The sequence below is a fragment of the Variovorax atrisoli genome (assembly GCF_014195185.1).
In the GTDB taxonomy this organism is placed as follows: domain Bacteria; phylum Pseudomonadota; class Gammaproteobacteria; order Burkholderiales; family Burkholderiaceae_C; genus Variovorax; species Variovorax atrisoli.
In genome coordinates this window covers 189580-216319 of record NZ_JACIBG010000006.1, presented here as the reverse complement: position 1 = coordinate 216319, position 26740 = coordinate 189580, and the positions used below count along the sequence as shown (strand labels likewise).

21 protein-coding genes are annotated in these 26740 nt (G+C 66.1%); all 21 read right to left on the bottom strand.

All coding sequences use genetic code 11. The features are described from left to right. Window positions 1-63 precede the first annotated feature (63 nt). The 21 genes from FHY06_RS21610 to flgE all read right to left on the bottom strand — a co-directional run bounded on the left by FHY06_RS21610 (window position 64) and on the right by flgE (window position 26712). Window positions 64-2079 carry an EAL domain-containing protein gene (locus FHY06_RS21610; protein ID WP_184606260.1) on the bottom strand — a complete coding sequence of 672 codons (2016 nt, stop codon included), beginning with the start codon at window positions 2077-2079 and terminating at the stop codon, window positions 64-66. A gap of 154 nt (window positions 2080-2233) precedes the next feature. Beyond that, the gene (flgL, locus tag FHY06_RS21605) at window positions 2234-3445 is read right to left on the bottom strand and encodes a flagellar hook-associated protein FlgL (protein WP_019657927.1); all 1212 of its coding nucleotides are present in this window, start codon (window positions 3443-3445) and stop codon (window positions 2234-2236) included. 62 nt (window positions 3446-3507) lie between these two features. Beyond that, a complete protein-coding gene (flgK, locus tag FHY06_RS21600) occupies window positions 3508-5472 on the bottom strand; it encodes a flagellar hook-associated protein FlgK (protein ID WP_184606259.1) in 1965 nt (654 codons plus the stop codon). A gap of 105 nt (window positions 5473-5577) precedes the next feature. After that, the gene (locus tag FHY06_RS21595) at window positions 5578-7293 is read right to left on the bottom strand and encodes a methyl-accepting chemotaxis protein (RefSeq protein ID WP_184606258.1); all 1716 of its coding nucleotides are present in this window, start codon (window positions 7291-7293) and stop codon (window positions 5578-5580) included. 19 nt (window positions 7294-7312) lie between these two features. Beyond that, a complete protein-coding gene (locus FHY06_RS21590) occupies window positions 7313-9031 on the bottom strand; it encodes a methyl-accepting chemotaxis protein (RefSeq protein ID WP_184606392.1) in 1719 nt (572 codons plus the stop codon). Between the two features lie 62 nt (window positions 9032-9093). Continuing rightward, on the bottom strand, window positions 9094-10794 hold the full coding sequence (locus tag FHY06_RS21585; RefSeq protein ID WP_019658719.1) for a methyl-accepting chemotaxis protein: 1701 nt from the start codon (window positions 10792-10794) through the stop codon (window positions 9094-9096). 21 nt (window positions 10795-10815) lie between these two features. Beyond that, a complete protein-coding gene (locus tag FHY06_RS21580) occupies window positions 10816-12417 on the bottom strand; it encodes a methyl-accepting chemotaxis protein (RefSeq protein ID WP_184606257.1) in 1602 nt (533 codons plus the stop codon). 43 nt (window positions 12418-12460) lie between these two features. Further along, complete coding sequence (locus FHY06_RS21575; protein ID WP_051127698.1) at window positions 12461-12955, bottom strand: chemotaxis protein CheW; 495 nt, start codon at window positions 12953-12955, stop codon at window positions 12461-12463. 62 nt (window positions 12956-13017) lie between these two features. Continuing rightward, window positions 13018-14634: a methyl-accepting chemotaxis protein gene (locus FHY06_RS35065; RefSeq protein WP_019658722.1), complete on the bottom strand. Its 1617-nt coding sequence runs from the start codon at window positions 14632-14634 to the stop codon at window positions 13018-13020. Between the two features lie 17 nt (window positions 14635-14651). After that, a complete protein-coding gene (locus tag FHY06_RS21565) occupies window positions 14652-14804 on the bottom strand; it encodes a hypothetical protein (RefSeq protein ID WP_020723476.1) in 153 nt (50 codons plus the stop codon). Window positions 14805-14913: 109 nt separating this feature from the next. Beyond that, entirely contained in the window at window positions 14914-16620 is a 1707-nt protein-coding gene (locus tag FHY06_RS21560) for a methyl-accepting chemotaxis protein (RefSeq protein ID WP_184606256.1), read from the bottom strand. A 102-nt stretch (window positions 16621-16722) separates the two neighbouring features. Continuing rightward, a complete protein-coding gene (locus FHY06_RS21555) occupies window positions 16723-18441 on the bottom strand; it encodes a methyl-accepting chemotaxis protein (protein ID WP_184606255.1) in 1719 nt (572 codons plus the stop codon). Continuing rightward, window positions 18438-18737 (bottom strand): hypothetical protein, encoded by a 300-nt coding sequence (locus tag FHY06_RS21550; RefSeq protein WP_126183166.1) that lies wholly within the window; start codon window positions 18735-18737, stop codon window positions 18438-18440. The genes FHY06_RS21555 and FHY06_RS21550 overlap by 4 nt, the downstream gene beginning before the upstream one ends. 6 nt (window positions 18738-18743) lie before the next feature. Beyond that, window positions 18744-20309, bottom strand: a complete 1566-nt coding sequence (locus FHY06_RS21545) for a methyl-accepting chemotaxis protein (RefSeq protein WP_184606254.1) — start codon at window positions 20307-20309, stop codon at window positions 18744-18746. A gap of 64 nt (window positions 20310-20373) precedes the next feature. Next, the gene (locus tag FHY06_RS21540) at window positions 20374-20892 is read right to left on the bottom strand and encodes a chemotaxis protein CheW (protein ID WP_132753857.1); all 519 of its coding nucleotides are present in this window, start codon (window positions 20890-20892) and stop codon (window positions 20374-20376) included. A 35-nt stretch (window positions 20893-20927) separates the two neighbouring features. Continuing rightward, window positions 20928-21908, bottom strand: a complete 981-nt coding sequence (gene flgJ / locus FHY06_RS21535) for a flagellar assembly peptidoglycan hydrolase FlgJ (protein WP_126183164.1) — start codon at window positions 21906-21908, stop codon at window positions 20928-20930. Between the two features lie 13 nt (window positions 21909-21921). Then, the gene (locus FHY06_RS21530) at window positions 21922-22980 is read right to left on the bottom strand and encodes a flagellar basal body P-ring protein FlgI (protein ID WP_354422637.1); all 1059 of its coding nucleotides are present in this window, start codon (window positions 22978-22980) and stop codon (window positions 21922-21924) included. Window positions 22981-23141: 161 nt separating this feature from the next. After that, the gene (locus tag FHY06_RS21525; protein ID WP_132753859.1) at window positions 23142-23885 is read right to left on the bottom strand and encodes a flagellar basal body L-ring protein FlgH; all 744 of its coding nucleotides are present in this window, start codon (window positions 23883-23885) and stop codon (window positions 23142-23144) included. Next, complete coding sequence (flgG, locus tag FHY06_RS21520) at window positions 23882-24664, bottom strand: flagellar basal-body rod protein FlgG (protein WP_019656705.1); 783 nt, start codon at window positions 24662-24664, stop codon at window positions 23882-23884. The genes FHY06_RS21525 and flgG overlap by 4 nt, the downstream gene beginning before the upstream one ends. Window positions 24665-24710: 46 nt before the next feature. Continuing rightward, window positions 24711-25457: a flagellar basal-body rod protein FlgF gene (gene flgF / locus FHY06_RS21515; protein WP_019656704.1), complete on the bottom strand. Its 747-nt coding sequence runs from the start codon at window positions 25455-25457 to the stop codon at window positions 24711-24713. A 37-nt stretch (window positions 25458-25494) separates the two neighbouring features. Further along, on the bottom strand, window positions 25495-26712 hold the full coding sequence (flgE, locus tag FHY06_RS21510) for a flagellar hook protein FlgE (RefSeq protein WP_019656703.1): 1218 nt from the start codon (window positions 26710-26712) through the stop codon (window positions 25495-25497). Window positions 26713-26740 lie beyond the last annotated feature (28 nt).

Below are 26740 nucleotides of genomic sequence, written 5' to 3'. Positions count from 1 at the left end.
CAACATTTTGGTTCTCGCCGTTCGAGCGGTCCGGAGGCCGTGCGAAAGAGCCTGCACTTAGCCTCAGAGTCCTGCCGGCTTGGGGCTCCGGAGCGTTCCATCCGCACAGAACGCACCTTTGCGACGGGTCATGTGGATCAGCTTGTCCATCGAAATCGCCTTCGAGAAGAGATAGCCCTGGCCATAGAGCACGCCCATCTCCAACAGAAGCGCCGACTGGGCTTCGGTTTCCACACCCTCCGCGACGAGCGTGGCGTTGTAGCGTGTCGCACTCTCCAGTGCGAGCGCGACGGCCTCTCGCATACGCGGCTGATCGATACGCGCAATCATGCTGTGGTCGATCTTCACCTCCGTGAACGGGATGGTCGCCAGCGTAGTCAAGGCCGAATAGCCGGTGCCGAAATCGTCGAGCGAGAGGCCCACACCCGCGCGCTGCAGCACGACGATGTTGGCGCGCACCGTTTCCACGTCGGGCACGTGCCCGCTTTCGGTGATCTCGATGAACAGAAGCCGCGGCGGCACGCTCAGCAGGTCGAGGAAGGCCAGCACGCGATCGCCGAAGCGCGGCAGCGTCAACGTGGTCGCGGAGATGTTGACGGCCAGCGGTATCGGGTAGCCGGCAGCGAGGCAGCGCTTGATGTCGCGCGCGACCACCTCCAGGGTGCACCACTCGAACTGCGACAGCAGCTGGTGGCGGGTCGCGATCTCGATCACGTAGGGCGGCGCCAGCGGCTGCTGCTTCACCGACTGCGCCCGCAGCAGCGCCTCGGCCCCGCACACGTGGCGCGTCATCAGGTGGAACTTGGGCTGGTACTGCATCGGCGGGTTCGCCGTATGGATCCAGTCGATCAGCTGGCGGCGCACGTCTTCGTCCTTTTCGGACTGGTCCGCGAACGACGAATGGAAGTAGCGCACCATCTGCTCGTTGCTGTGCAGCGCGAGGCTCAGATCGCGCAGGATCGAGGCGACATTGACGTGCGTCTCCATCCGCACGTTCGAGACGCCGATGCGCAGCTGCAGCTGCATGTAGGCGACGTGGGTGTTGCGCAGCGTCGCCACCACTTCCGCCTGCACCCTCGGCGCCATCTGCTCCTGCTCCATCCATTCCAGCGACGCGCCCTGCAGCACCACGGTCAGCGAAAGATCGCTGAGCTGGTAGCTGCGCGGGTTGAAGGCTTCGAGCGTCCGTCCCGCCTGGCCCCGGGTGAGGTTGGAGGAAAGCTGCCCCCAGAAATGGTCCGTCCAGTCGTGGCCGAGCGCGCGGACCATCTCCTTGAGGTTCGCGACCTGGAAGGTCATCAGCACATGCTGCCTGGCGTCGATCACCAGCAGCTCCTCGAGGAATTCACCGAGCGCAAGCCGGTTCGGCAGCCCCGTCAGCAGGTTGGTGCGCGACATGGCCAGCGCGCGGGCGTGCGACTCGCGTTCCCTCGCGTCCCTGCGCAGCAGGGCAAGCATGCAGCCGATGATCAGCATCGACAGTGTGCAGCCGAGGATGCGAAGCGCGAAGACGCGTGCGTTGACGTGCGCAGGTACCAGCGCGAAGACATGGATCAGCCCGGTGGCGAGCATCGAGAACGCCACCCGCACCAGCCATGCGTTGCGCACGTCGCGCCAGTCGAAGGAGGTGATCGGCTTGTGGCCGATGCGGTAGTGCATGACGATGCCGCCGAGGACCAGCATGGACATGTCGAGCAAGAACGCGGGTGCCTGGTGCGCTCCTCCGAAGAGGAACCTACCGCCCACGAGAAGCGCCCAGCAGATGCCCCCGCCGCGCCAGCCGCCCAGCAGGCCGGCCATGAAGAGCAGGTCGGAGCCGATGTACGGCTTGGACGGCAGATTCATCAGCTGGAACGCCATCGCAAGCAGCACGAAGCCGGTCAGGCCCATCGTCCAGCCGTAGAAGCTGGCGCGCGTGTGCAGCACCGCTTCCGACGTCTTCGACAGCATCAGCACCAGGCTGAAGACGCCCAGCATCGCCGCCGACTGCATCAGCAGAATGGGATAGTTGACCAGCTCGGCCTTCCACGCGGAAAGAACGAATTCCCACACGCTCGTGCTCCCAGGTTTTCGCGTCATGCTGTCCGCGCCGTCGCGGACATCCATCTAATCCTCGTGCCTGCGCCTGTACCGCGCGCGGCACACGTTCACGCCGCCGGCCGCGGCTTTCCGGGAGCTCTCCTTGTTTGCTCGAAGGCCGCCAGGCCGGGTCAGCGGCGGCCCTCCCGATGCGCTACAGGTAGTTGAACAGCGAGATGCTGTTGAGCTTGGCGAAGGTCATCTGCGTCGCCTGCAGCGACGTCTGCCGCTGGTAGAACTCGGCGATCGCGCTGTACGGGTCGAGGTCCTCGATGGACGACCGGTACGCGTCCTCCTGCAGCTTGCGCGCCGCGCCGCCCGAGTCCAGCGCGTCGATCTCGCTCTGGCGCGAACCGACCGACGACAGCACGGTGAGCACGTTGTCGTGCGCGTTCGTCACCTTGGCGTTGGCGGTGCTCAACGCGTTCTGCAGCTTGGCCTGCGCGGCCGCGCCGCCGCCGGCCAGCGGCGTGCGCAGTGCGGTCACCAGCTCGCCGATGGCCGCGAACACGTCGGTGCCGGCGTTCTTCGCGGTGGAAACGTCGTAGCTGTCGCCCGCGGCCGGCGTGCCGGTGAACTTGATCTGCACGCCGCCGAAGGAGATCGGCGTGTTCGGCGAGATCGGGCCCGTGGCCGCGACCACGGGGGGCGTGTCCTTCGTCGTCACCGTGTAGTCGGTGGCGGTGAAGGTGATGGTGAAGTCCTTGCCGTAGTTGGGGTCGGTGGTGTTGGTCACGCTCACGGGGCTGAACACACCCGTGCCGGTGTTGCCGGCGGCGGCCGAGGCTACGTAGCCCGCGCTGCCCTGCACCGACTGGAAGATGGTGCGGCCGTCGTCCGAGGTGGGCATCTGGCGCGCCACGTCGACCTGCATCAGCCGCTGGCCCTGGTCGCCCACGTACTGCACGCCGCCGCCGGCCGTCGCCACGAACGGCGGCGAGCCGCTCTTGAAGCCGGCGAACAGGTACTGCCCGTTGCCGTCGTCGGTGTTGGCCACGCCGACGAGCTGGTCGTAGGCGCTCTGGATGGTGGTGGCGAGCGAGGCGCGGTCGGCATCCGAAATCGTGCCGTTGCCTGCGGCCACCGTCAGCGTCTTGATGTTCTGCAGGATCGAGGTCACCGAGTTGAGCGCGTTCTCCTCGGTGGACAGCGACAGCGCCGCGCGCTGGCGGCTGGTGGCGTACTGCGAGATCTCCGACAGCGACTGGCTGACTCCCAGCGAGCGGGCCGCGGCCACCGGGTCGTCGCCAGCGGTGAGGAACTTGGAGTTCGTCGACAACTGCTGTTGCACCCTGAAGAGCCGCTGCTGCTGCTGGCCCATGGCCATGACGTTCTGTTCGTAGAAGGATTGGGAGCTGATGCGCATCGCTGTGCCTGCCTTGCCTTGAATCTTTGTCTTTGAAGAGCCTGGATAAGCTGCCTGCGGGCTCAGCCCCGGATGCCCAGGATGGTGTCGAAGATGGTCGATGCCGTCTGGATCACCTTCGCGTTGGCCTGGTACATCTGCTGGAACATCAGCAGGTTGGCGGTTTCCTCGTCCTGCACCACGCCCGAGATGGCCTGCTGGCTCGCCTTGATCTGGCTGGTGACGCTGTCCTGCGTGGTGGCCGCCACCTTGACCGCCATGGCCCGGTTGCCCACGTCGCTCACGATCTGCGAGTACGCGCCGTTGAAGGTCGCGGTGCCGTTGGCCATGGTGGTCTTGCGCTGCAGCGCGCCCAGCAGCAGCGCGTTGCTGCCGTCGGAAACGCCCGCCGTGTTGTTGCCGATGGTGAAGGTGTCGCCCTGCGCGGGAGCGCCGGTCATGCTGACGGTGATGCCGTCGAAGCTCATCTTCGCGCCGGCGGTGTAGGGCACGGGCGCACCGGCCGCATAGGTGGTGCTGGTACCGTCGGCCAGCGTGACCGTCACCGGCGAGGTCGCGGGAAAGCCCGAGAGGTTGCCGGAGGCCGCATCGAAGCTCAGCGTGACCGTGCCGGCCAGCGGCGTCGAGGGATAGCTCGCGTCCACGGTGGCCGCGCCCAGCGCGGCGGAGCCCTTGTTGCCTGCGGCCTTGCCGGTGATGACGGGCGATGCGGCCGCCACCTTGGCAGCGTCGCGCGTCAGCACGTCGAGGTCGCGTGCGCCGGTGCGCGTGGGCTGGATCAGGAAAGAGTCGCCCGCCTGCGCGGTGCCGCTGCCCGCCGAGAGGCTCACGCCGTCGAAGGTGATGGGGAAGGTCGTGAAGCTGCCCATCGAGGTCTTGTCCGAAAGACGGGTGACCGTGTAGGTGAGCGTGCCGGCCACGTCGGTGACGTTCACGCTGTAGTCGCTGGTCGTGAGCTTCGACGCATCGGACAGCGTCGCGTCGAGCTGCAGGTTGCCCGTGTTCCTGCTGTTGGAGATCGCGCCCGGCACCGACTGCGTGAAGAAGTCCTTGCCCAGGGCGCCGTTCAGGTCCACGCCCAGCTTGTGCTGCGCGTTCACCGTGTCGGACACCGACATGGCGAGGCGGCCGATGGCGTTCTGCGTGGGGATGAGCGTTTCGTTGCGGAAGGACAGCAGGCCGCCGAGCACGCCGCCGGTGATGGCGCCGTCGGGCAGCTCGGCCGTGTTGCCGGCAAAGCCCTGCAGGGCCACGGCCTTGCGCGTCGGGTCGGCGGCGGAGTTCACCGCGGCCATCGTGGAGGCGTAGTCGCCCACCACCAGCGACTGGCCGGTGGCGATGAACACGTTGTACTTGCCGTTGTCCTGCTGCAGCACCTTCACGTCGACCACCTGGCTCAGCTGGCTCACGAGCTGGTCGCGCTGGTCGAGCAGGTCGTTGGGCGGCTGGCCGCCGGCCATGGCGCTGATCTGGCTGATCTGCTGGTTGAGGCTGGCGATCTTGCTCGCGTAGGTGTTGATCTGGTCGACGCTGCCGACGATCTGCTCGTTGACCGAGGAGTTCAGGTCCGACAGGTACTGGTCGGTCGCGCGGAACTTGTTGGCCAGCGCCTGCGCCGAGCTGATCATCTGCTGGCGCGCGGCCGGGTCGGCCGGCGTGTTGGCCACGCCCTGGATGCTGGTGAAGAAGCTCTGCATCAGCGGTGCGATGCCCGAGGTCTTGTCGGCCAGCAGCGTGTCGATGCGGTTGATCTGCGTGCTGTTGGTGGCCAGCGCGGCCGAGGCCGATTGCGCCGAGGAGAGCTGCGCCGTCAGGTAGCGGTCATAGCTGCGCGAGATGGTCGAGACGTTGGCGCCCGACCCGATGAAGCCGGAGCCGCTGGCGATGGCACTGCCCGTGGCGATCTCGGACACCTGGCGGCTGTAGCCGGCGGTGTAGGCGTTGGCCGTGTTGTGGGCCGTGGTCATCAGCGCCGAGCGGGCGACGCCGAGGCCGCTGAGACCCGTGTAGAACAAACTTCCGGACATATGGCTCTGCCTGTCGATGAGAGGTGTAAGTCGATTGGCACCGGCCGCGCCGGCGCCTCTTTGTCTATATCGGCGGCTGCCACCGAAAGTTGAGGGCCCTGCGCGTCAGAACTCGGTCCAGTCGCCCTTGTCGTCGCCGGCCATGGCGAGCTGCGGGGCGGCCGCGGGCTGCTTGCGCGTGGGCAGCGCCTTGGCGGGCGGCTTCGGTGCAGGCTTGGCCGGCTTGGGGATCGGCGTGATGCGCGTGAACCCGGGGCGCACGGTGGCGACGGCATTCGCGTCGAGCTTGAAGATGCTGACCGCGCGCACCAGGCTGCCGGCCTGCTCCTGCAGCGACTGGGCCGCTGCGGAAGCCTCTTCGACCAGCGCCGCGTTCTGCTGCGTCACCTGGTCCATCTGCGTGATCGCCTGGTTGATCTGCTCGATGCCCGACGTTTGTTCCTGGCTGGCAGCGGTGATCTCGCCCATGATGTCGGTCACCCGCTTCACGCTGCCGACGATTTCGTCCATCGTGCGGCCGGCTTCCTCGACCTGCTTGCTGCCTTCCTCGACCTTCTCGACCGAGTCGCCGATCAGCGTCTTGATTTCCTTGGCTGCTGCAGCAGAGCGTTGGGCCAGGCTGCGGACTTCGGAGGCGACGACTGCAAAGCCGCGGCCCTGCTCGCCTGCTCGGGCTGCTTCGACGGCGGCGTTCAGCGCGAGGATGTTCGTCTGGAAGGCGATGCCATCGATCACGCCGATGATGTCGACGATCTTCTTGGACGACGCATTGATCGAGCCCATGGTGTCAACCACCTGGGACACGACGCTGCCGCCCTTGACCGCGACTTCGGAGGCCGATACGGCCAGCTGGTTGGCTTGACGCGCGTTGTCCGCGTTCTGCTTGACGGTCGAGGTTAGTTCTTCCATCGAGGCCGCCGTCTGCTCCAGCGAGCTCGCCTGCTGTTCGGTGCGAGAAGACAGGTCCTGGTTGCCCGATGCAATCTGCGCCGACGCCGTCGCGATGGTCTCGGTGCCGGTGCGCACTTCGCCCACCACCTTCGCAAGGCTCGCATTCATCTCGCGCAGCGCGTGCATCAGCTTGCCGGTCTCGTCACGGCTGTCGACCGTGATGTTGGCGCTCAGGTCGCCCGCCGCCACCGTTTCGGCCACTTCAACCGCATGGCCCAGCGGGCGGACGATGCCCACGGTCAGGCGCCAGGAGAGCAAGGCGCCCAGCACCAGTGCAACGATCGAAAGCGCCAGCAGGAGCTTCTCGCCGCTCTGGTGGTCCCGGTCGATGCCCTTGGCCAGCTCGTCGATGCGCTCGCGCTGGAAGGCGGCGAGCTTGGCGACGGCTTCCTCATAGACGGCAAGCGCAGAGGCGAACTGCGTATCGGCCATCACCGCGGCTTCCTCGTCCTTGCCTTCGGCCTTGAGCTTGTTGATGTTGCCGATGACGGTCAGCACCACGCTGCGCGGTTCGGCGATGGCGGAATACAGCTTCTTCTCCTCGGGCGAGGTCAGCATCTCCTCGAGCTTCTTCTGCACCGGATTGATCTGCGCGGACTTGTCGGCACGCGCCTTCTCGAAGTAGGCCACCGCCTTGGGATCCGTCGCCTTGACCATCGCGAAGGAATTGGCGACCGCCGGCCCCAGCAGCACGGACCACTGGGCGGCCAGGCGCTCCTTGACCAGCGCGCGCTGCATCATGTCCTCGGTCGCCGCGCCCACGCTGGCCAGCCGCAGCATGCCGGTGGCCGCGATGGCCGCCATCAGGAGCAGCACGGCCGCGAAGCCGAGGCCCAGGCGGGTTCCGATTTTCAGGTTCTTCAGACTCATCGACTCCTCCTACGTGGTTTCAGAATTCGGTCCAGTCGCCCTTGGCGTCACCGGCCATGGCGAGCTGCGGGGAAGCAGCGGGCTCCTTGCGGGTCGGCAGGGCCTTGGCTGGCCGCTTCGCCGCGGGCTTGGCCGGCTTGGGGATCGGCGTGATGCGCGTGAACCCGGGGCGCACGGTGGCGACGGCATTCGCGTCGAGCTTGAAGATGCTCACGGACTTGACGAGACTGCCGGCCTGCTCCTGCAGCGACTGGGCCGCTGCGGAAGCCTCTTCGACCAGAGCGGCGTTCTGCTGCGTGACCTGGTCCATCTGCGTGATCGCCTGGTTGATCTGCTCGATGCCGGAGGTCTGCTCCTGGCTCGCAGCAGTGATCTCGCCCATGATGTCGGTCACGCGCTTCACGCTGCCGACGATTTCGTCCATCGTGCGGCCGGCCTCTTCGACCTGCTTGCTGCCCTCTTCGACCTTCTCCACCGAGTCGCCGATCAGGGTCTTGATTTCCTTGGCTGCTGCAGCAGAGCGTTGGGCCAGGCTGCGGACTTCGGAGGCGACAACTGCAAAGCCGCGGCCCTGCTCGCCTGCTCGGGCTGCTTCGACGGCAGCGTTCAGTGCGAGGATGTTGGTCTGGAATGCGATGCCGTCGATCACGCCGATGATGTCGACGATCTTCTTGGACGAGGCATTGATCGAGCCCATGGTGTCGACCACCTGGGAAACCACGCTGCCGCCCTTGACCGCGACTTCGGAGGCCGAAACCGCCAGCTGGTTGGCTTGACGAGCGTTGTCCGCGTTCTGCTTGACCGTCGAGGTCAGTTCTTCCATCGACGCAGCCGTCTGCTCCAGCGAACTCGCCTGCTCTTCCGTACGCGATGAAAGATCCTGGTTGCCCGATGCGATCTGGCTTGACGCCGTCGCGATCGTGTCCGTGCCGGTACGAACCTCGCTGACGATCTTCACGAGGCTGTCGTTCATGCCCTTCAGCGCCTCGAGCAGTTGCCCGGTCTCGTCCGTCGTGCGGGCCTCGATGCGGCTGGTGAGGTCGCCACCGGCCACCGATTGCGCCACCTTCACCGCCTCCTCCAGGGGACGGGAGACGATGCGAGCGATCCACAGCGCCAGGCCCAGGCCCAGCGCGATGCTGCCCACGAGCAGGCCCAGCACCCAGAGCCTGGCCTCCTGGTGGACGGCGTCGGCAGTCTCGCCCGCGCGGACGGCGCCCCCCAGGTTCACCTTCGTCAGCTTGTCGAGCGCCGCATTCATCTCGTTGCTGAGCTGCTGCGACTTGCCGCGGATCATGTTGCTGGCCTGGTCGGTGTCCTGGGTGTGGGACACGGCGACGATCTTCCTGTGCTCCAGTTCGTATTGCGCGAGAAGTTTCTCGAATACCGGGAAGACCTCGCGCTCCTCGGGTTCCGAGATGAGCCCCGCGTACTCGGTGCGCTTCTTCTGCAGCGCCGCCCACGATTCGTCCATCGCCTTCTCGTAGGCGGCCATTTCGTTGAACGAGCCCGAGAGTGCGTGCGCCATCTCCTGGGAGCGGAAGTTCGAGACCATGCCCTTGAGCTCCAGCAGCGAACGCGTGGCGGGCAGCCAGTTGGTCGAGAGGTCCGTCGATGTCTGATGGACCTTGGAGAGCTGCAGCATCGAGATCACGCCCAGGCATGCCGTGAGCAGGAGAACCGCGACGAAGGCCACGAGCAGCTTGGTCGCGATCCTGAGGTTGTAGAAGGCTTTGATGATCTTTCCTTGGGGGCCGCGAGGGCCGAGACGCTATGTGTGTGTTATCAGGTGCGTGCGAGTCAGAACTCTCGCCACTCACCGCCGCCGGCCACGGCCAGCTGTTGCGGTCTGGGCAGCGACGGTTCTTCGGCATAGGCCGCAGGTAAACTTTCAGCCTGCGTGCGGGACGCGACGTGCTTGCCGCTTGCATCGAGCTTGAAGATGCTGACCGCGCGCACCAGGCTGCCGGCCTGCTCCTGCAGGGACTGGGCCGCGGCGGAAGCCTCCTCGACCAGCGCGGCGTTCTGCTGCGTCACCTGGTCCATCTGCGTGATCGCCTGGTTGATCTGCTCGATGCCGGAGGTCTGCTCCTGGCTGGCCGCGGTGATCTCGCCCATGATGTCGGTCACGCGCTTCACGCTGCCGACGATTTCGTCCATGGTGCGGCCGGCCTCCTCGACCTGCTTGCTGCCTTCTTCGACCTTCTCGACGGAGTCGCCGATCAGGGTCTTGATCTCCTTGGCGGCTGCAGCGGAGCGTTGGGCCAGGCTGCGCACTTCGGAGGCGACGACTGCAAAGCCGCGGCCCTGCTCACCTGCGCGAGCTGCTTCAACTGCAGCATTGAGCGCAAGGATGTTCGTCTGGAAGGCGATGCCATCGATCACGCCGATGATGTCGACGATCTTCTTGGACGAGGCATTGATAGAGCCCATGGTGTCGACCACCTGGGAAACCACGCTGCCGCCCTTGACAGCGACTTCGGAGGCCGACACTGCCAGCTGGTTGGCTTGGCGGGCGTTGTCAGCGTTCTGCTTGACGGTCGAGGTCAGTTCTTCCATCGAGGCCGCCGTCTGCTCGAGGGAGCTCGCCTGCTGTTCGGTGCGAGAAGAGAGATCCTGGTTGCCCGATGCGATCTGCGCCGACGCCGTCGCGATCGTGTCGCTCGAATCCTTGATCTCCAGCACGATCGACGTCAGTTGCGACTGCATCTTCTGGATGGAGTGCAACAGGCTGCCGTCACGCACTGTGTCGGCCTCGATCGTCAGCGACAGGTCGCCGTCGGCGATGCGGCCCACCACGTCGGCTGCGTACTGCGGCTCGCCGCCGAGTTGGCGGCCCATCAGGCGCGCCACCAGCAGGCCCAGGCCGACGCTGACCACGATGCCGGCCAACGCCAGCCCGAGCATCGTCACGCGCGAGGTCTTGTAGGTTGCGTCGGCCAGTTCGGCACGCTCGCGCGCGTGGTCCTTGCTGTAGGCGACCATGCGCTGCAGCACTTCCTCGAGCCCGCGCGACTCCTTCAGCAGGCGCGCGGTCTCCTCGCTCACCTGGCTGTCGAACTGGGTGCTGTCCAGCGGCTGCTTCTTCAGCAGGGTCACAAAGTCGTTCATGTGCGCCGTCAGCGGCCCGACCAGCCCCTCGAACTGGCCGAACAGCTTTGCGCCCTCCTCGGTTTCACCGAAGAAAGACTTGACCTCGGCGGCACGCGCAGCGAGCCCGTCCATCGACGCCTTGACCTCGTTCGCGCCCGTATTGCGCTCTCCCAGCGTGCCGGCCGACAGCAGCGTCACCTGGGCGCGGCTGGCGTACAGCAGGCGGATGTTGGCCTCCTGCACGGCCTGCACCGCGCGCAGCTCGTTCGCATAGAGCGCCTCGGTCGACGCGCTGATGCGCCCCATGTGGAAGATGCCGAGCGCGCTCACTGCTGCGCCGATTGCCGCGACCACCAGGAAGCTGAGGATCAGCCGGACGGTGACGCGAAGATTCTGGAACCACTGCATTGTCTTGCCTTCCAAGTTTTCTCAAGCTGCCGATGCAGCGAAGTCCAGCCGATGGGCCTCGTCGACGGCCTGCCTGCCACCAAGTCGGAACACACCGACCACCTGCGAAAGGCTTCCTGCCTGCTCCCTCAGCGACTGAGCCGCTGCGGAAGCCTCTTCGACCAGCGCGGCGTTCTGCTGCGTCACTTGGTCCATCTGGGTAATGGCCTGGTTGATCTGCTCGATGCCCGAGGTCTGCTCCTGGCTCGCAGCAGTGATCTCGCCCATGATGTCGGTCACGCGCTTCACACTTCCCACGATTTCGTCCATGGTGCGGCCGGCCTCCTCGACCTGCTTGCTGCCCTCTTCGACCTTCTCCACCGAGTCGCCGATCAGGGTCTTGATCTCCTTGGCGGCTGCTGCGGAGCGTTGGGCCAGGCTGCGCACTTCGGAGGCGACAACTGCAAAGCCGCGACCTTGTTCGCCTGCGCGGGCTGCTTCAACTGCAGCATTGAGCGCAAGGATGTTCGTCTGGAAGGCGATGCCATCGATCACGCCGATGATGTCGACGATCTTCTTGGACGACGCATTGATCGAGCCCATGGTGTCGACCACCTGGGAAACCACGCTGCCGCCCTTGACCGCGACTTCGGAGGCTGAAACCGCCAGTTGGTTCGCCTGACGCGCGTTGTCCGCGTTCTGCTTCACCGTCGAGGTCAGTTCTTCCATCGACGCAGCCGTTTGTTCGAGCGAGCTCGCCTGCTGCTCGGTGCGAGAAGACAGGTCCTGGTTGCCCGATGCGATCTGGCTCGACGCCGTCGCGATGGTTTCGGTTCCTTCACGCACCTCGCCCACCACCTTGGCAAGGCTTTCGTTCATGTTCCGCAGCGCCAGCATGAGCTGGCCGGTCTCGTCCCGGCCCTGCACCTCGATGTTGGCGCTCAGGTCGCCCGAGGCGACGGTCTCGGCGACTTCCACCGCGCGCGCCAGGGGCCGCACGATGCTGCGCGAGATGAAATACGCGAAGACACCGCCGCTGACCACGATCAGCACGGTCAGCAGCAACTGCAGGTCGAAGCTGCGGGTGTTCGCTGCGTCGATGGCCTCGCTCATGTCGTCGATGGCCTTGCGCTCCAGCGACAGCAGGTCCAGCACGCGGCTTTCATAGGCCTTGGCCGCCGGCTGGAAGACTTCCTTGAAGACGCGTGCGGTCGCCACCGTGTCGCCGCCGGCCTTGGCCTTGCCCACGTCGTCCTTCGCGGCCTGGTACTTCGCGCGCAGCTCGATGATGGACTTGAGGATGGCCTTCTCCTCATCCGTCACCAGCAGCTTCTCGACCTTGGCGATGGTCTCGCTGCCCTTCTTCACGCTGTCGGAGATGACGTCGGCGAAGACCACGGGCAGGCTCTCGTCGGTGGTGCGGGCGATCATCGAGGTGCGGGCGATGGCCGAATAGGTCAGCACGTACCAGTCGGAGATGAGCCGTTCCTTCGCGAGCGGGCTGCGCATCATGACCCGCGTCGCCTCCGCGCTGTTGCGCGCCGATACCAGGGCGATGGCGGTGGAAACCACGGTCAGGCCGAGGACGATGGCGAAAGCCAGTGCCAGCCGTTTGCCGATGCGGAGGTTGGAGAGCAGGTTCATGGTGCAGGAGTTGGAGGTGAAGGGTGGGGCGGCTGCGCCGCGTTCAGGCCACGGCGGCGGCTTCGACCAGCCCCATCTCCTCGCTGGACATGAGCCGGTCGATGTCCACCAGGATCAGCATCCGCTCGTCCAGCGTGCCCAGCCCGATCAGGTAGTCCGCGTCCAGCACCGAGCCCATCTCCGGCGCCGGCTTGATCTGCTCGCCCGTCAGCGTGATCACGTCCGACACGCTGTCCACCACCATCCCCACCACGCGCCCGCCGATGTTCAGCACGATCACCACCGTGAACTGGTCGTACGTCGGCTCCCCAAGCTTGAACTTGATGCGCATGTCGATGATCGGAACGATGATCCCCCGCAGGTTCACCACCCCCTTGATGTATTCAGGCGCGTTCGCGATCCGCGTCACCGCGTCGTACCCGCGCAGCTCCTGCACCTTCTGGATGTCTATCCCGTACTCTTCATCGCCCAGCTTGAAGGTCACCACCTCCAGGCGGCTCACGCCGGCGGCGGAAGAGCCCGAGGCGGCTTGTTGCATGGGATCTCTTGCCTTGTTCAGCATCTTTTCTTCTCCGGTTTGAATGGGGTTGCGTGGTTTCTTCAGGCGGGTTCCGCCACGGCCTCGGCGGCCTCGGCCCTGAAGACGCGCACGGCTTTCACCAGGCCATCGGCCTGTTCCTGCAATGACTGGGCTGCGGCGGAAGCCTCTTCGACCAGCGCAGCGTTCTGCTGCGTGACCTGGTCCATCTGCGTGATCGCCTGGTTGATCTGCTCGATGCCCGACGTTTGTTCCTGGCTGGCCGCGGTGATCTCGCCCATGATGTCGGTCACGCGCTTCACGCTGCCCACGATCTCTTCCATCGTGCGGCCGGCCTCTTCGACCTGTTTGCTGCCCTCTTCGACCTTCTCCACCGAGTCGCCGATCAGGGTCTTGATCTCTTTAGCGGCTGAAGCGGAGCGTTGGGCCAGGCTGCGGACTTCCGAAGCGACGACTGCAAAGCCGCGACCCTGCTCGCCTGCTCGGGCTGCTTCGACGGCAGCGTTCAGCGCGAGGATGTTGGTCTGGAACGCGATGCCATCGATCACGCCGATGATGTCGACGATCTTCTTGGACGAGGCATTGATCGAGCCCATGGTGTCGACAACCTGCGAGACGACGCTGCCGCCCTTGACTGCGACTTCAGAAGCCGACACCGCCAGCTGATTGGCTTGACGCGCGTTGTCCGCGTTCTGCTTGACTGTCGAGGTCAGCTCTTCCATCGAAGCCGCCGTCTGCTCCAGCGAGCTCGCCTGCTGTTCGGTGCGAGAAGACAGGTCCTGGTTGCCCGATGCGATCTGGCTCGACGCCGACATCACGCCTGTGACATTGGCGCCCACGTCCGCGACGATGGCGAACAGGTTCGCGCTCATCTGGTTCAGCGCGCGCAGCAGCCCGGTGATCTCGTCGCCGCGCCGCACGTCGAAGCGCACGAGGTCGCCGCCCGCGATGGCACGCGCCACGTGCACCGCTTCGTCGAGCGGCCGGAACACGGTGCGGACCAGGAACTGGCCCAGGCCCAGCCAGGCCAGCGCGAAGCCCGCGCCTCCGGCGGCCATGGCACCCGGCAGCCAGCTCTGCGCGCCGGCCGATGCGACCAGCCGCGACGCCTCCATCCAACCGAGGACACCCAGGCCCAGCGACAACAGCGCCCCCAGGCCGGTGACGCCGAAGACGCGCTGGCGTACGGGAATGCGGCGCAACCGGGCCAGCGGGTCCTTCCAGCCGCGCGAGATCACTTCGCCCTGCAGCAGCTCGATGTCCTTGGCGCGGCCTTCACGGATGCGGGCGTAAAGCGCCTCGGCTTCGGCCACTTCGGCGCGCCCGGGCTTGCTGCGCACTGACATGTAGCCCTGCGTGCGGCCGTCTCGGCGGATGGGCGTGACGTTGGCCAGCACCCAGTAGAAGTCGCCGTTCTTGCGGCGATTCTTGATGAGGCCGGTCCAGGGAAGCCCTTGCCCCAGCGTCTGCCACAGGTCGGCGAAGGCCTCGGGCGGCACGTCGGGGTGGCGCACGATGTTGTGCGCCTTGCCCATGAGCTCTGCCGCGGTGAAGCCGCTGGCCTCGACGAAAGCCGGGTTGACGTAGGTGATGCGACCCTTCAGGTCGGTGCGGGACACCAGGGCGGCGTCCGGCGACAGTTCGTACTCGATGCCGGTGACGGGAAGATTGACGCGCATGGTCCGTTCGTCCTTCTTCAGGCCAGGGCCGGGCGTTGTTGCGCGACCAGGTCCATCTGCGCGATCGCCTGATTGATCCGCTCGATGCCCGGGATCAGGGCCATCGGCGGCAGTGCCGCCGCGATGCCCGCGCCCGGACGAATGCCGTTTGTCAGATCCTTCAAGCTCATACCTCTTTCTTCCTTCTCTAGCGTGAGACCGTGCCGCCGCATTCGATGGATGCGCCAGCACCGTCGTTCTGATATCGGCAGGTACGCGCCAGAGTTGAGCCCTTTGTCATCAGAAAGTGGTCCATTCGTTACCATCGGCGCCGCTCATGACCAACTGGTGCATGGGATTGCCCCGCTTCTCGCCGCGCGGGGAGATCGCCTTTGCCGGCTTCGTGGGCTTCGCAATGGGAGTGATCGGGCTGAAGCCGGGGCGCCGCATGGCGCCGGCATCGGGGTCCAGCTTGAAAATGCCCACGGTCTGCACGAGGCTGCCGGCCTGCTCCTGCAGCGACTGGGCTGCGGCGGAAGCCTCTTCGACCAGCGCGGCGTTCTGCTGCGTGACCTGGTCCATCTGCGTGATTGCCTGGTTGATCTGTTCGATGCCGGAGGTCTGCTCCTGGCTGGCCGCAGTGATCTCGCCCATGATGTCGGTCACACGCTTCACGCTGCCCACGATTTCGTCCATGGTGCGGCCGGCTTCCTCGACCTGCTTGCTGCCTTCCTCGACCTTCTCCACCGAGTCGCCGATCAGGGTCTTGATCTCCTTGGCTGCTGCAGCGGAGCGTTGGGCCAGGCTGCGCACTTCCGAGGCGACGACTGCAAAGCCGCGGCCCTGCTCGCCTGCTCGGGCTGCTTCCACGGCAGCATTAAGAGCGAGGATGTTCGTCTGGAAGGCGATGCCATCGATCACGCCGATGATGTCGACGATCTTCCTGGACGACGCATTGATCGAGCCCATGGTGTCCACCACTTGCGACACCACCATGCCGCCCTTCGTGGCGACTTCGGAGGCGAAGACGGCGAGCTGGTTGGCCTGCCGGGCGCTGTCGGCGTTCTGCTTGACTGTCGAGGTCAGTTCCTCCATCGAGGCGGCGGTCTGCTCAAGCGAGCTCGCCTGCTCTTCGGTGCGCGACGACAGGTCCTGGGTGCCGGACGCGATCTGGCTCGAAGCCGTCGCGATCGTGTCCGTGCCGAGGCGGACTTCGCCGACCACCTTGGCGAGGCTCGTGTTCATGTCCTTCAGCGCCTGCATGAGCTGGCCGGCCTCGTCGCGGCTTTCAACGCGGATGTCCACGCGCAGGTCGCCGGAGGCCACGGTCTCTGCCGCTTCGACTGCATGGCGCAGGGGCCGCACGATGCCCGCACTCAGTCGCCAGGCGAAGAGCGCGCCCAGCACGACGGCAACCACAGCCAGCGACAGAAGCATGATCCGGCCTGAAAAATAGTCTTCGGCGATGTCGCGGGCAGCCGCGTCGATCTCGTCGTGCTGGTGCTGGTCCAGCTTGTCGACTGCGCTGCCATAGGCGGCCAGCGCCTCGGAGAAAGTGGTGTCGACCATCTTCTGCGCTTCTTCGATCTGGCCCCGGTCCTTGAGCATGGTCAGGTTCGTCACGATCTCGCGCACCTTGGTTCGCGCGACCATGACCTGTTCGTAGAGCGCTTTCTCCTCGGGCGTGCTCAGCTTCGACTGGAACTCCTTCTGAACCGACGAGATGCGCTCCATGCCGGTCGACTGGAGCTTGGCGAAATAGGCTTCGAGCCTGGTATCCGGCGCCTTGATCATGGCGATGGTGGCGACCGAGGTCGACCTGAGAGTGCTCTGCCATTCGCCGGCCAGGCGCTCCTTCGTCAACGCCTGCGTCATCATCGTCTCGGTGGCCTGGCTCACGTGGGCGAGCCTCCACAGCCCGATGCCGGCCATGCAGGCCACAAGCAACAGCATCACCGCAAAGCCCAGGCCCAGGCGGGTGCTGATTCTCAGGTCCTTGAATTTCATACTTCCTCTTCTGATGACAGGGGACGGCACCCATGCCTGCGCGATGCGCAACACCGTCACACCGTTATCGGCCTCGGAATCTCGGACCTTCAATTTGTTAACTCAGAACTCCGTCCAGTCACCTTTGTCGTCGCCGGCCATGGCGAGTTGTGGCGCGGCAGAGGGCTGCTTGCGCGTCGGCAGGGCCTGGGCAGGCCGCCTCGGCGCGGGCCTGGCGGGCTTGGGGATCGGCGTGATGCGCGTGAACCCGGGGCGCACGGTGGCGACGGCATTCGCGTCGAGCTTGAAGATGCTCACGGACCTGACGAGGCTGCCGGCCTGCTCCTGCAGCGACTGGGCCGCTGCGGAAGCCTCTTCGACCAGCGCGGCGTTCTGCTGCGTGACTTGGTCCATCTGGGTAATGGCCTGGTTGATCTGCTCGATGCCCGACGTTTGTTCCTGGCTGGCCGCAGTGATCTCGCCCATGATGTCGGTCACGCGCTTCACGCTTCCCACAATCTCTTCCATCGTGCGGCCGGCCTCTTCGACCTGCTTGCTGCCTTCCTCGACCTTCTCCACCGAGTCGCCGATCAGGGTCTTGATTTCCTTGGCTGCTGCAGCAGAGCGTTGGGCCAGGCTGCGGACTTCGGAGGCGACGACTGCGAAGCCGCGGCCCTGCTCGCCTGCTCGGGCTGCTTCGACGGCAGCATTGAGAGCGAGGATGTTCGTCTGGAAGGCGATGCCATCGATCACCCCGATGATGTCGACGATCTTCTTGGACGACGCATTGATCGAGCCCATGGTGTCGACAACCTGGGAAACCACGCTGCCGCCCTTGACTGCGACTTCAGAAGCCGACACCGCCAGCTGATTGGCTTGACGCGCGTTGTCCGCGTTCTGCTTGACGGTCGAGGTCAGTTCCTCCATCGAGGCCGCCGTCTGTTCGAGTGAACTGGCCTGCTCTTCCGTACGCGACGAAAGATCCTGGTTGCCCGATGCGATCTGCGCCGACGCCGTCGCGATCGTGTCCGTGCCGGTGCGCACCTCGCTGACGATCTTCACGAGGCTTTCGTTCATCTCCTTGAGGGCATGCATCAGCCGGCCCGTCTCGTCCTTGGACGCCACCTCGATGCGCGAACTGATGTCGCCCGCCGCGACCTTCTCGGCCACCTGCACGGCCTGGCCGATGGGGCGGGTGATGGAGCGCGTGATGAGCCATGCGATGGCTGCCCCGATGAGAACTGCAAGGCAGCCCAGCGCCAGCATGAGGTTGCGCGACCATGCGTAGCCGGCGGCGGCTTCGTCGTTGGCTTCCTGCGAACGCTTTTCCTGATGTTCGGCCATCGCATCGAGTTCTGCGAGCACAGACCTCACCGCGGGTTGGAACTTCGAGATGAAGAGCGACGTCGCCTCTTCGTTGTTGTTCTGCAGGCCCAGCTCGCTGAGGCGCGCGTTCAAGGGCACCAGCACGGCCACCTTCTCGTCGATACGTGCAAGGAGCGTCTTGCCTTCGGCGGTCGTCAGCAGCTTCTCCAGCACGGCGCGGCTCGTGGTGAAGCGATCGCGCGCAGCGGCGATCTTCTTCATCTCCTCGCGCATCGCGCCATCTTCGGTCAGGAGGATCATGTTGCCGTCGAGGATGGCGATGTCGCGGATCGCGTCCACCATCTTGTTGACCGAGGCCACCTTGACGTTGTTGCCGGTGACGATGCCGTTCAGCCGCGTCTGGATGTCGGTCATCGCATTGAGACCAAGGACCGCGATGCCGGCCAGGAGAAGAAGCACTGCTGCAAAGCCCGCGCCGAGGCGCGTGCCGATCTTGAGATTGAGAAACGAGTTCATGGGGAGAGGTTTTTTTCGGAAATCTTCGTGTTGACGTGCTCGAGCAGCCGGTCGAGCCGGTCCGACACCTTGGCCGCGTCATGGGTCGAACGGGTGACCGAACGCATGACGAGCCAGACGATGGCGATAGCGGTAAGCAGGGCCGCCACGCCGAGCACGAACACTGTCTGTTGCGCCCACTCGTAGCCGGCACCCGCCTGGAAGCCGAGGCTCAGCGCGATGACCAGGAGGAGCAACAGGATGGCGAAGCGCGCGCCGATGCGCAGGGCTCGCCTGGGACTGATACGCGTACGCATGGATCTTCAGGCCGGCAGGGCTTCCTCTTGTGCGTCGAGCTTGAATGTGCTGACTGCGCGCACGAGGCTGTCGGCCTGTTCCTGAAGCGACTGGGCTGCGGCGGAAGCCTCTTCGACCAGCGCAGCGTTCTGCTGCGTCACCTGGTCCATCTGGGTAATGGCCTGGTTGATCTGCTCGATGCCGGAGGTCTGTTCCTGGCTCGCAGCAGTGATCTCGCCCATGATGTCGGTCACCCGCTTCACGCTGCCCACGATCTCTTCCATCGTGCGGCCGGCCTCTTCGACCTGTTTGCTGCCCTCTTCGACCTTCTCGACGGAGTCGCCGATCAGGGTCTTGATCTCCTTGGCTGCTGCAGCGGAGCGTTGAGCCAAGCTGCGGACTTCCGAAGCGACGACCGCGAAGCCACGCCCTTGCTCACCTGCGCGGGCTGCTTCAACTGCAGCATTGAGCGCAAGGATGTTCGTCTGGAACGCGATGCCGTCGATCACGCCGATGATGTCGACGATCTTCTTGGACGAGGCATTGATCGAGCCCATGGTGTCGACCACCTGGGAGACGACGCTGCCGCCCTTGATCGCGACTTCGGAGGCCGACACCGCCAGCTGGTTCGCCTGACGCGCGTTGTCCGCGTTCTGCTTGACCGTCGAGGTCAGCTCCTCCATCGAGGCCGCCGTTTGTTCGAGCGAACTCGCCTGCTCCTCCGTCCGCGAAGAAAGATCCTGATTCCCCGCCGCGATCTGCCGCGAGGCGACTGCGATCGAGTCCGTGGATGCCTTGATGCGCGTCACCAGGTCGGTCAGCGTGTCCTCCATCTCACCCATGCCGCGCAGCAGCCGGCCGAAGTCGCCGCCGCGTTCGGTCTCGAATTCCTGGCTCAGGTCACCGGATGCCACGGTCTCGGCGATCAGCAGCGCTTCGCCGATGGGCTGCACGATGCTGCGCGTCAGCAGCCATGCGGTCGCAGTGCCGGCAGCCAGCGCGAGGCAGGCGAGCACCACGATCCAGGTGCGACCCGTGCGGTATTGCGCGTCGATGGCGGCGGCGGTCCTGTCGATCTCCCGCTGCTGGAAGTCCACCATGGCGCGGATGCTCGCGTCGTAGGCATCGAGCGCAGGCATCAGCTGCGCGTCGGTCAGCGTCGTCGCCTCGTCCTTGCGGCCATCGGCCTTGAGCTTGAGGACCTGGTTGCGCAGCTCGACATAGTCGCCGCGCTTCTTCTTGATGTCGGCGCTCAGCGCCAGTTCCTCGGGCGACGCCAGCGCCGCCTCGAGCTTCTTCTGCGTCTCGGTGATGACGGCGCTGGTGGCCGAGATGTTCTTCTGCAGGTAGGCCTGCACGGTCGGGTCTTCGCTCTTGAGCAGCGAGAAGGTGCGCACGCTGTTGGTGTTGGTGGCCAGCTGCCATGCGGCCGCGAGCCGCTCCTTGGCCAGCGATGCACCGGCCATCGCCTGCGTGGCCTCGCCCACGGCCTGCAGCCGCAGAACGCCGATGCCGGCGATGAGCGCCACTAGCGCCAGCACGCATGCGAAGACGGCGCCCATGCGCCGCCCCACGGTCCAGTTCTTCATCATGTACCTGTCTCCTCTCGGAACCTCTGTTGTAGTCGTCGTGCGGGTTCGGGGATGAATCGGACGCTCAGGCGGCGATCTTCTCGACCAGGCCCATCTCCTGGCTGGACATGAGCCGGTCGATGTCCACCAGGATCAGCATCCGCTCGTCCAGCGTGCCCAGCCCGATCAGGTAGTCTGCGTCCAGCACCGAGCCCATCTCCGGCGCCGGCTTGATCTGCTCGCCCGTCAGCGTGATCACGTCCGACACGCTGTCCACCACCATCCCCACCACGCGCCCGCCGATGTTCAGCACGATCACCACCGTGAACTGGTCGTACGTCGGCTCCCCAAGCTTGAACTTGATGCGCATGTCGATGATCGGAACGATGATCCCCCGCAGGTTCACCACCCCCTTGATGTATTCCGGCGCGTTCGCGATCCGCGTCACCGCGTCGTACCCGCGCAGCTCCTGCACCTTCTGGATGTCTATCCCGTACTCTTCATCGCCCAGCTTGAAGGTCACCACCTCCAGGGGCGCGACAGCGCCCTGGAGCTGCGGCGCCTGTGCCTGCCGGATTGCGGTTGCTGATGCGGTCTGTGCCATTGGCTTTTCCTTGGTGCGGTGAGCGCTCGGGCGCCTCAGCCGAATTTCTGCATGATGCGGACCAGCTTCTCGCCGTAGCGGGGGTCGGTCGCGTAGCCCGCGCGCTGCAGGCCATGGGCCGCCTCGTTCGGGTCGTCGGTGGCCAGCACGTTCGCGTAGCGCGGGTTGCGGGTGATGAAGCGTGCGTAGTCGGTGAAGGCTTCCTCGTAGGAGGCGTAGGCGCGGAACTTCGCGCGCACCTTCTGCGGCTCGCCGTCGACGTACTCGGTGGTGGTGGTCTCCACCGTCGCGCCTTTCCAGCTGCGGTCGGCCTTGATGCCGAAGAGGTTGAAGCTCTGCGTGCCGTCGTCGGCGCGGATCTCTCGCTTGCCCCAGCCCGATTCGAGCGCGGCCTGCGCGAGGATCAGCGGCGCGGGCACGCCGCTGGCCGTGCTTGCGGCCTGCGCCGATGCGCCCATGCGGCCCACGAATTCGTCGACCTGGCCCTGCAGCGATCCGGCATTCGCGCCTTGCGCGCGTCGGTCGCCGTTGAACTGGTAGATGCCGAGGTCCGCCGTGCGTGCGGTCGAGGCGACGGGTGCCGAACCGATCGGAATGCCCGCACGCGCCCCCAGCGGAAAACCGGGCAGGGGCGGATCCAGCTGCATCGGCTTGACGCCGATCTCGGCGTCGGCCTGCGCGTCGGGCGGACCCGAGGGCATGCTGCGGCGCAGCTGGGCGAGCATCGCCTCGGCGAGCCCCACGCCGCGCCCCGAAAGGTTCTGCGTGAGCTGCTGATCGAACATCGACAGGTACACCTTCTGGTCCTGGCTGTCGAAGAGGCCGCTCGATGGCGTCGCCTCGCGCATGCTCTTGAGCACCATGTTCATGAACATCGCCTCGAACTGCCGCGAGACCTGCTGCAGGCCCTCTTCGGGCGAGCTGCGCACGGTGCGCCGCAGTGCGTCGACGCCCTGCACGTCGAGCGCGAAACGCTGGTCGAGCGCACCACTGCGGTCATTGACCGGTAACGTCATCGCCGCGGCCCCGTCAGATGATCTCGAGCTCGGCGCTCAGGGCGCCGGCCGACTTCATGGCCTGGAGAATGGAAACCAGGTCCTGCGGATTCGCGCCCAGGCTGTTGAGCCCCTTGACGACGTCCGACAGAGAGGCACCGCCGCGCACCATCTGGATCGCGCCGCCGCCCTGGTTGACCGAGATCTGCGAGGTCTGGGCCGCCACCGTGCTGCCGCCGGAGAATGCGCCCGGCTGGCTGATGACCGGCTCGGTGTTGATGACCACCGACAGGTTGCCGTGCGCGATGGCGCAGTCCTTCACGCGAACCGCCTGGTTCATCACCACCGACCCCGTGCGCGCATTCACGACGACGCGGGCACCCGCCTGCGTCGGCGTCACCTCGAGATCTTCCAGCCGCGCGAGGAAGCCCACGCGCTGCTGCGGCTCGGGCGCACGCACACGGATCGATCGCGCATCGATGGCCTCGGCCGTGCCGGAACCGAACTGCCTGTTGATCGCATCCACCGCGCGCTGCGTGGTGCCGAAGTCGGAGCGGTTGAGCTCGATCGAGAACGTGCCCTCGGCACCCACGGGCGATTCCACCGTGCGCTCCACCAGCGCACCGCCGGGAATGCGGCCCGAGCTGAGCTGGTTGACCTGCACCTTGCTGCCGTTGGCCGAGGCACCTGCGCCGCCGACCACCATGTTTCCCTGCGCCACCGCATACGTCTGTCCGTCCACACCCTTGAGCGGCGTCATCAGCAGCGTGCCGCCGCGCAGGCTCTTCGCGTTGCCCATCGAGGACACCGTCACGTCGATGTTCTGCCCCGGCCGCGCGAACGAAGGCAGCGTGGCCGTCACCATCACCGCCGCCACGTTCTTCAGCTGCATGTTCACGCCCTGCGGGATCGTGATGCCCAGCTGCTGCAGCATGTTGTTCAGGCTCTGCGTGGTGAACGGCGTCTGCATCGTCTGATCGCCCGTGCCATCCAGCCCCACCATCAGCCCATAGCCGATCAGCGGGTTGTCCCGCACGCCCTGGATGCTCGCCAGCTCCTTGAGCCGCTCCGCATGCGCAGGAACAAACAACAAGGAACCGAGCGCCGCCAGCGCCGCCAGCGCCGCGATGCGCAAGCGAGCCCGAAAATTCGCGGGATGCCACGGAACCGGCTTTGCCGGGCCGCAGGCATCGCCCCCTGCAAGGGGGGTGGAGTAGCGACACGAAGTGCGCGAAGCCTGGGGGTTTTCCATGTTCAGAACGGCATGACGTTGAGGAAGAAGCGCTGCATCCAGCCCATGTGCTGCGCCTCGTCGATGTAGCCCTTGGCCGAGTACTCGATGCGCGCATCGGCCACCAATGTGGAGGGCACGGTGTTGTTGCCCGAGACGGTGCGCGGGTTCACCACGCCCGAGAAGCGGATGTATTCCGTGCCCTGGTTGATGCCCATCTGCTTCTCGCCGCTGACCAGCAGGTTGCCGTTGCTCATCACGTCCGTCACCGTGACCGTGATCACGCCGTTGAAGGTGTTGTTGGCATTGGCGCCGCCCTTGGCGTCGAGCTTGTTGGTGCCAGAGAGATTCGTGCCCTGCCCGTCGAGCAGGCCGCCGATGAGCTTCGGAATGGCCGAGAACACGCCGGTGGTGCTGCCCGTGCGGCTCGCGTTGGCGCCGGAATTCTTGGTCGCGTTGACCTTCTCGCTGATGACGATGGTGAGGATGTCGCCCACGTTGCGCGGCCGGCGGTCCTCGAAGAGCGCGTTCGCGCCGGGGCCGTCCTGGAAGATCGCGCCGGGCGAGCGCCGCGTCTGCACCGCCGCGTAGTTGTCGGAGCGCGCCGTCATCGGCTGGTGCACCAGCGGCTCGCGCGGCACCTGCGCGCAGCCGGTGGCGAGCACCGCGCCCGCAACCACGAGCAGCGTCAGCAGCCGGGCCTTCGCCTCGGCGGCGCCGCGGCGGAGACGGTGGAACACCTGCAGCATCGTCACCGTCACGCTCACAGCTGGGCCAGGCGCTGCAGCATCTGGTCCGAGGTCTGGACCGCCTTGCTGTTGATCTCGTACGAGCGCTGGGTGGCGATCATGTTGACCAGCTCTTCCACGACGTTCACGTTGGAGGCTTCCACGTACCCCTGGCTCAGCGTGCCCGCGCCGTCGACGCCGGGGTTCACCTGGTTGGGCGCGCCCGATGCGTCGGTCTCGGCGTAGAGGTTCTCTCCCTTGCTCTGCAGGCCCGTCGGGTTGACGAAGGTGGCGAGCTGCAGCTGGCCGATCTGCACGGTGTTGGTGCTGCCCGCCTGCACCACCGAGACGATGCCGTCGCGGCCCACGGTGATGCTGGTGGCGTTGGCCGGCACGGTGATGGCCGGCTGCACGGGGAATCCGCTGGCCGTGACCAGCTGGCCTTCGCGGTCGGTCTGGAACGAGCCGTCGCGGGTGTACGAGGTGGTGCCGTCGGGCATCAGCACCTGGAAGAAGCCGCTGCCGTTGATGGCCACGTCGGTGGGCTTGTCGGTCTTGGTGAGGTTGCCCTGCGAGTGGATACGCTCGGTGGCGACCACGTGCACGCCGGTGCCGACCTGCAGGCCCGAGGGCAGGCGCGTCTGGTCCGACGACTGGCCGCCGACCTGGCGCAGGTTCTGGTAGACGAGGTCCTCGAACACGGCGCGGCTGCGCTTGAAGCCGGTCGTGCCGACGTTGGCGAGGTTGTTGGAGACCACGTCGAGCTGCGTCTGCTGCGCGTCGAGGCCGGTCTTGGCGATGTAGAGGGAGCGGATCATTTGTACGAAGGTCCTGCGGAGGAAGTTGCGAGAAGGAGAGCGCGCGTCAGCCGTAGGCCAGCAGCTTGTTGGCGGACTGCGCGTTGGTGTCGGCCGTCTGCAGCGACTTCATCTGCATCTCGAAGCTGCGTGCGTTGGCGATCATGGCCACCATGGTCTCGACCGGATTGACGTTGCTGCCCTCGACCACGCCGCTGACAAGCGTGACGGCCTCGTCGGCCTCGGCCGGCGGCTGGCCGGCGCGCATGCGGAACAGGCCGTCCTCCCCGCGTTCGAGGTCGGCGACCGGCGGGTTCACCAGCTTCAGGCGGCCGACCTCGGCGATGCCCGTGAGCGTGGTGGAGGACGCATCGCGCGCACCCACGAGGCCGTTGGCCGCGATGCTCACCGCGGAGCCGGGCGGCACGGTCAGTGCGCCGTTGTCGCCCACCACCGGGCGACCGCCCATCGTGGTGAGCTGCCCGTCGGCGCCGACCTGCAGGTTGCCCACGCGGGTGTAGGCCTCGCCGCCGTCAGGCGTCTGCACGACGAGCCAGCCCTGGCCGCTCACGGCCACGTCGAGCGCGCGGCCGGTCTCGGTGAGCGGGCCGTGGGTGAAGTCGGCGCCTGGCGTGGTGGCCGCCACGAAGGCGCGCGTAGGCGCCTCCTGGCCGACCACGGGCACCGCGCGGAAGTTGGCGATCTGTGCGCGGAAGCCCGGCGTCGAGACGTTCGCCATGTTGTTGGCGACGGCGGCCTGCTGTTCCATGACCTGTTTGGCGCCGCTCATGGCGACGTACAACATGCGATCCACTGGGTGCTCCTGGTGTCGGTCTCGGTGCAGCGCCGCCTCAGCGGATGTTCATCAGCGTCTGCATGACCTGGTCCTGCGTCTTCACGGTCTGCGCATTCGCCTGGTAGTTGCGCTGCGCGACGATGAGGTTGACCAGCTCGGAGGTGAGGTCGACGTTGGATGCCTCCAGCGCGCCCGACTGCAGCGAGCCGAGCTTGGTGCCTTCGCCCGGCGTGCCGGTCAGCGGGTTGCCCGAGGCCTGCGTCTCGGCCCACACGTTGTTGCCCTTGGGCTCCAGGCCGTTGGGGTTGGCGAACGAAGACAGCACCACCTGGCCCAGCAGCTTGGTCTGCTCGTTGGAGAACTTGCCGGTGATGGTGCCGTCGGCGTTGATCGAGAACGAGGTGAGCTCGCCCGAGCGGTAGCCGTCCTGGCCGAGCTTGCTCATCGCGTTGGCGGCGCCGAACTGGGTGGTGCCCGAGATGTCGATCGTGGGCGTGAGCGCGGCGGCGCCGTTGGTCAGGTTGATGGTGCCGAGGCTGAACTGGCCGCTGGCCGGCGCGGTCATCTTGCCGGCGGCGTCGAAGGTCATCGTGCCGAGCGCGCCGGCGCCGATGGCGGCGCCGTCGATCGTGCCGTACATGCTCCAGGTGTTGGCGGGCGTGGCGCTCTTGACGAAGTACACGGACACGTCGTGCGGGTTGCCCAGCGAGTCGTAGATGGGGCCGACGGCGTTCGAGTAGTTGAAGGTGTCGGAGTCGGCGGGGTTGAACGGCGTCTTGGTGGGCGCCGCCTTGCGCGCGTCGAGGTTGAACTCGGCGTCGATGCTGGTGGTCGCCTTGGGCGTCATCGGCGTGGTCGGGATCTGGATGGCCGCCGGCGTGCCGCCGCTGACGCCGCCGTTGGCGTTCACGCCGAAGCCGGTGAGGCGCAGGCCCGATGCGTTGACGATGTAGCCGTCCTTGTCGCGCGTGAACTGGCCGTTGCGCGAGTACATGACTTCACCGGTGGCGCTGGTGAGGCGGAAGAAGCCGTCGCCGTTGAGGATGGCCACGTCCAGCGGGCGGCTGCTCGACTGGGTCACGCCCTGCGAGAAGTTCTGCGTCACGCCCGACACCGATGCGCCCAGGCCCACGCGCGAGCCTGCGTACACGTCCTGGAAGGTGGCCGCCGCGGACTTGAAGCCGACAGTGCCCGAGTTGGCGATGTTGTTGCCGATGACGTCGAGGTTGGCCGCGGCCACGCCGAGTCCGCTGATGCCCTGGGAAAAAGCCATGATGGTTCCTTGTCTGCCGTTGGATGCG

What these genes read in the sequence shown, in the direction of transcription:
- FHY06_RS21595 (WP_184606258.1), bottom strand. Translation starts at nt 7,293, where the DNA reads ATGAGTCTGAAGAACCTGAAAATCGGAACCCGCCTGGGCCTCGGCTTC.
- flgE (WP_019656703.1), bottom strand. Translation starts at nt 26,712, where the DNA reads ATGGCTTTTTCCCAGGGCATCAGCGGACTCGGCGTGGCCGCGGCCAAC.
- flgJ (WP_126183164.1), bottom strand. Translation starts at nt 21,908, where the DNA reads ATGACGTTACCGGTCAATGACCGCAGTGGTGCGCTCGACCAGCGTTTC.
- flgK (WP_184606259.1), bottom strand. Translation starts at nt 5,472, where the DNA reads ATGTCCGGAAGTTTGTTCTACACGGGTCTCAGCGGCCTCGGCGTCGCC.
- FHY06_RS21580 (WP_184606257.1), bottom strand. Translation starts at nt 12,417, where the DNA reads ATGAACCTGCTCTCCAACCTCCGCATCGGCAAACGGCTGGCACTGGCT.
- FHY06_RS21560 (WP_184606256.1), bottom strand. Translation starts at nt 16,620, where the DNA reads ATGAAATTCAAGGACCTGAGAATCAGCACCCGCCTGGGCCTGGGCTTT.
- FHY06_RS21540 (WP_132753857.1), bottom strand. Translation starts at nt 20,892, where the DNA reads ATGGCACAGACCGCATCAGCAACCGCAATCCGGCAGGCACAGGCGCCG.
- flgL (WP_019657927.1), bottom strand. Translation starts at nt 3,445, where the DNA reads ATGCGCATCAGCTCCCAATCCTTCTACGAACAGAACGTCATGGCCATG.
- FHY06_RS21555 (WP_184606255.1), bottom strand. Translation starts at nt 18,441, where the DNA reads ATGAACTCGTTTCTCAATCTCAAGATCGGCACGCGCCTCGGCGCGGGC.
- FHY06_RS21545 (WP_184606254.1), bottom strand. Translation starts at nt 20,309, where the DNA reads ATGATGAAGAACTGGACCGTGGGGCGGCGCATGGGCGCCGTCTTCGCA.
- FHY06_RS21585 (WP_019658719.1), bottom strand. Translation starts at nt 10,794, where the DNA reads ATGCAGTGGTTCCAGAATCTTCGCGTCACCGTCCGGCTGATCCTCAGC.
- flgG (WP_019656705.1), bottom strand. Translation starts at nt 24,664, where the DNA reads ATGATCCGCTCCCTCTACATCGCCAAGACCGGCCTCGACGCGCAGCAG.
- FHY06_RS21575 (WP_051127698.1), bottom strand. Translation starts at nt 12,955, where the DNA reads ATGCAACAAGCCGCCTCGGGCTCTTCCGCCGCCGGCGTGAGCCGCCTG.
- FHY06_RS21550 (WP_126183166.1), bottom strand. Translation starts at nt 18,737, where the DNA reads ATGCGTACGCGTATCAGTCCCAGGCGAGCCCTGCGCATCGGCGCGCGC.
- FHY06_RS35065 (WP_019658722.1), bottom strand. Translation starts at nt 14,634, where the DNA reads ATGCGCGTCAATCTTCCCGTCACCGGCATCGAGTACGAACTGTCGCCG.
- FHY06_RS21610 (WP_184606260.1), bottom strand. Translation starts at nt 2,079, where the DNA reads ATGACGCGAAAACCTGGGAGCACGAGCGTGTGGGAATTCGTTCTTTCC.
- FHY06_RS21565 (WP_020723476.1), bottom strand. Translation starts at nt 14,804, where the DNA reads ATGAGCTTGAAGGATCTGACAAACGGCATTCGTCCGGGCGCGGGCATC.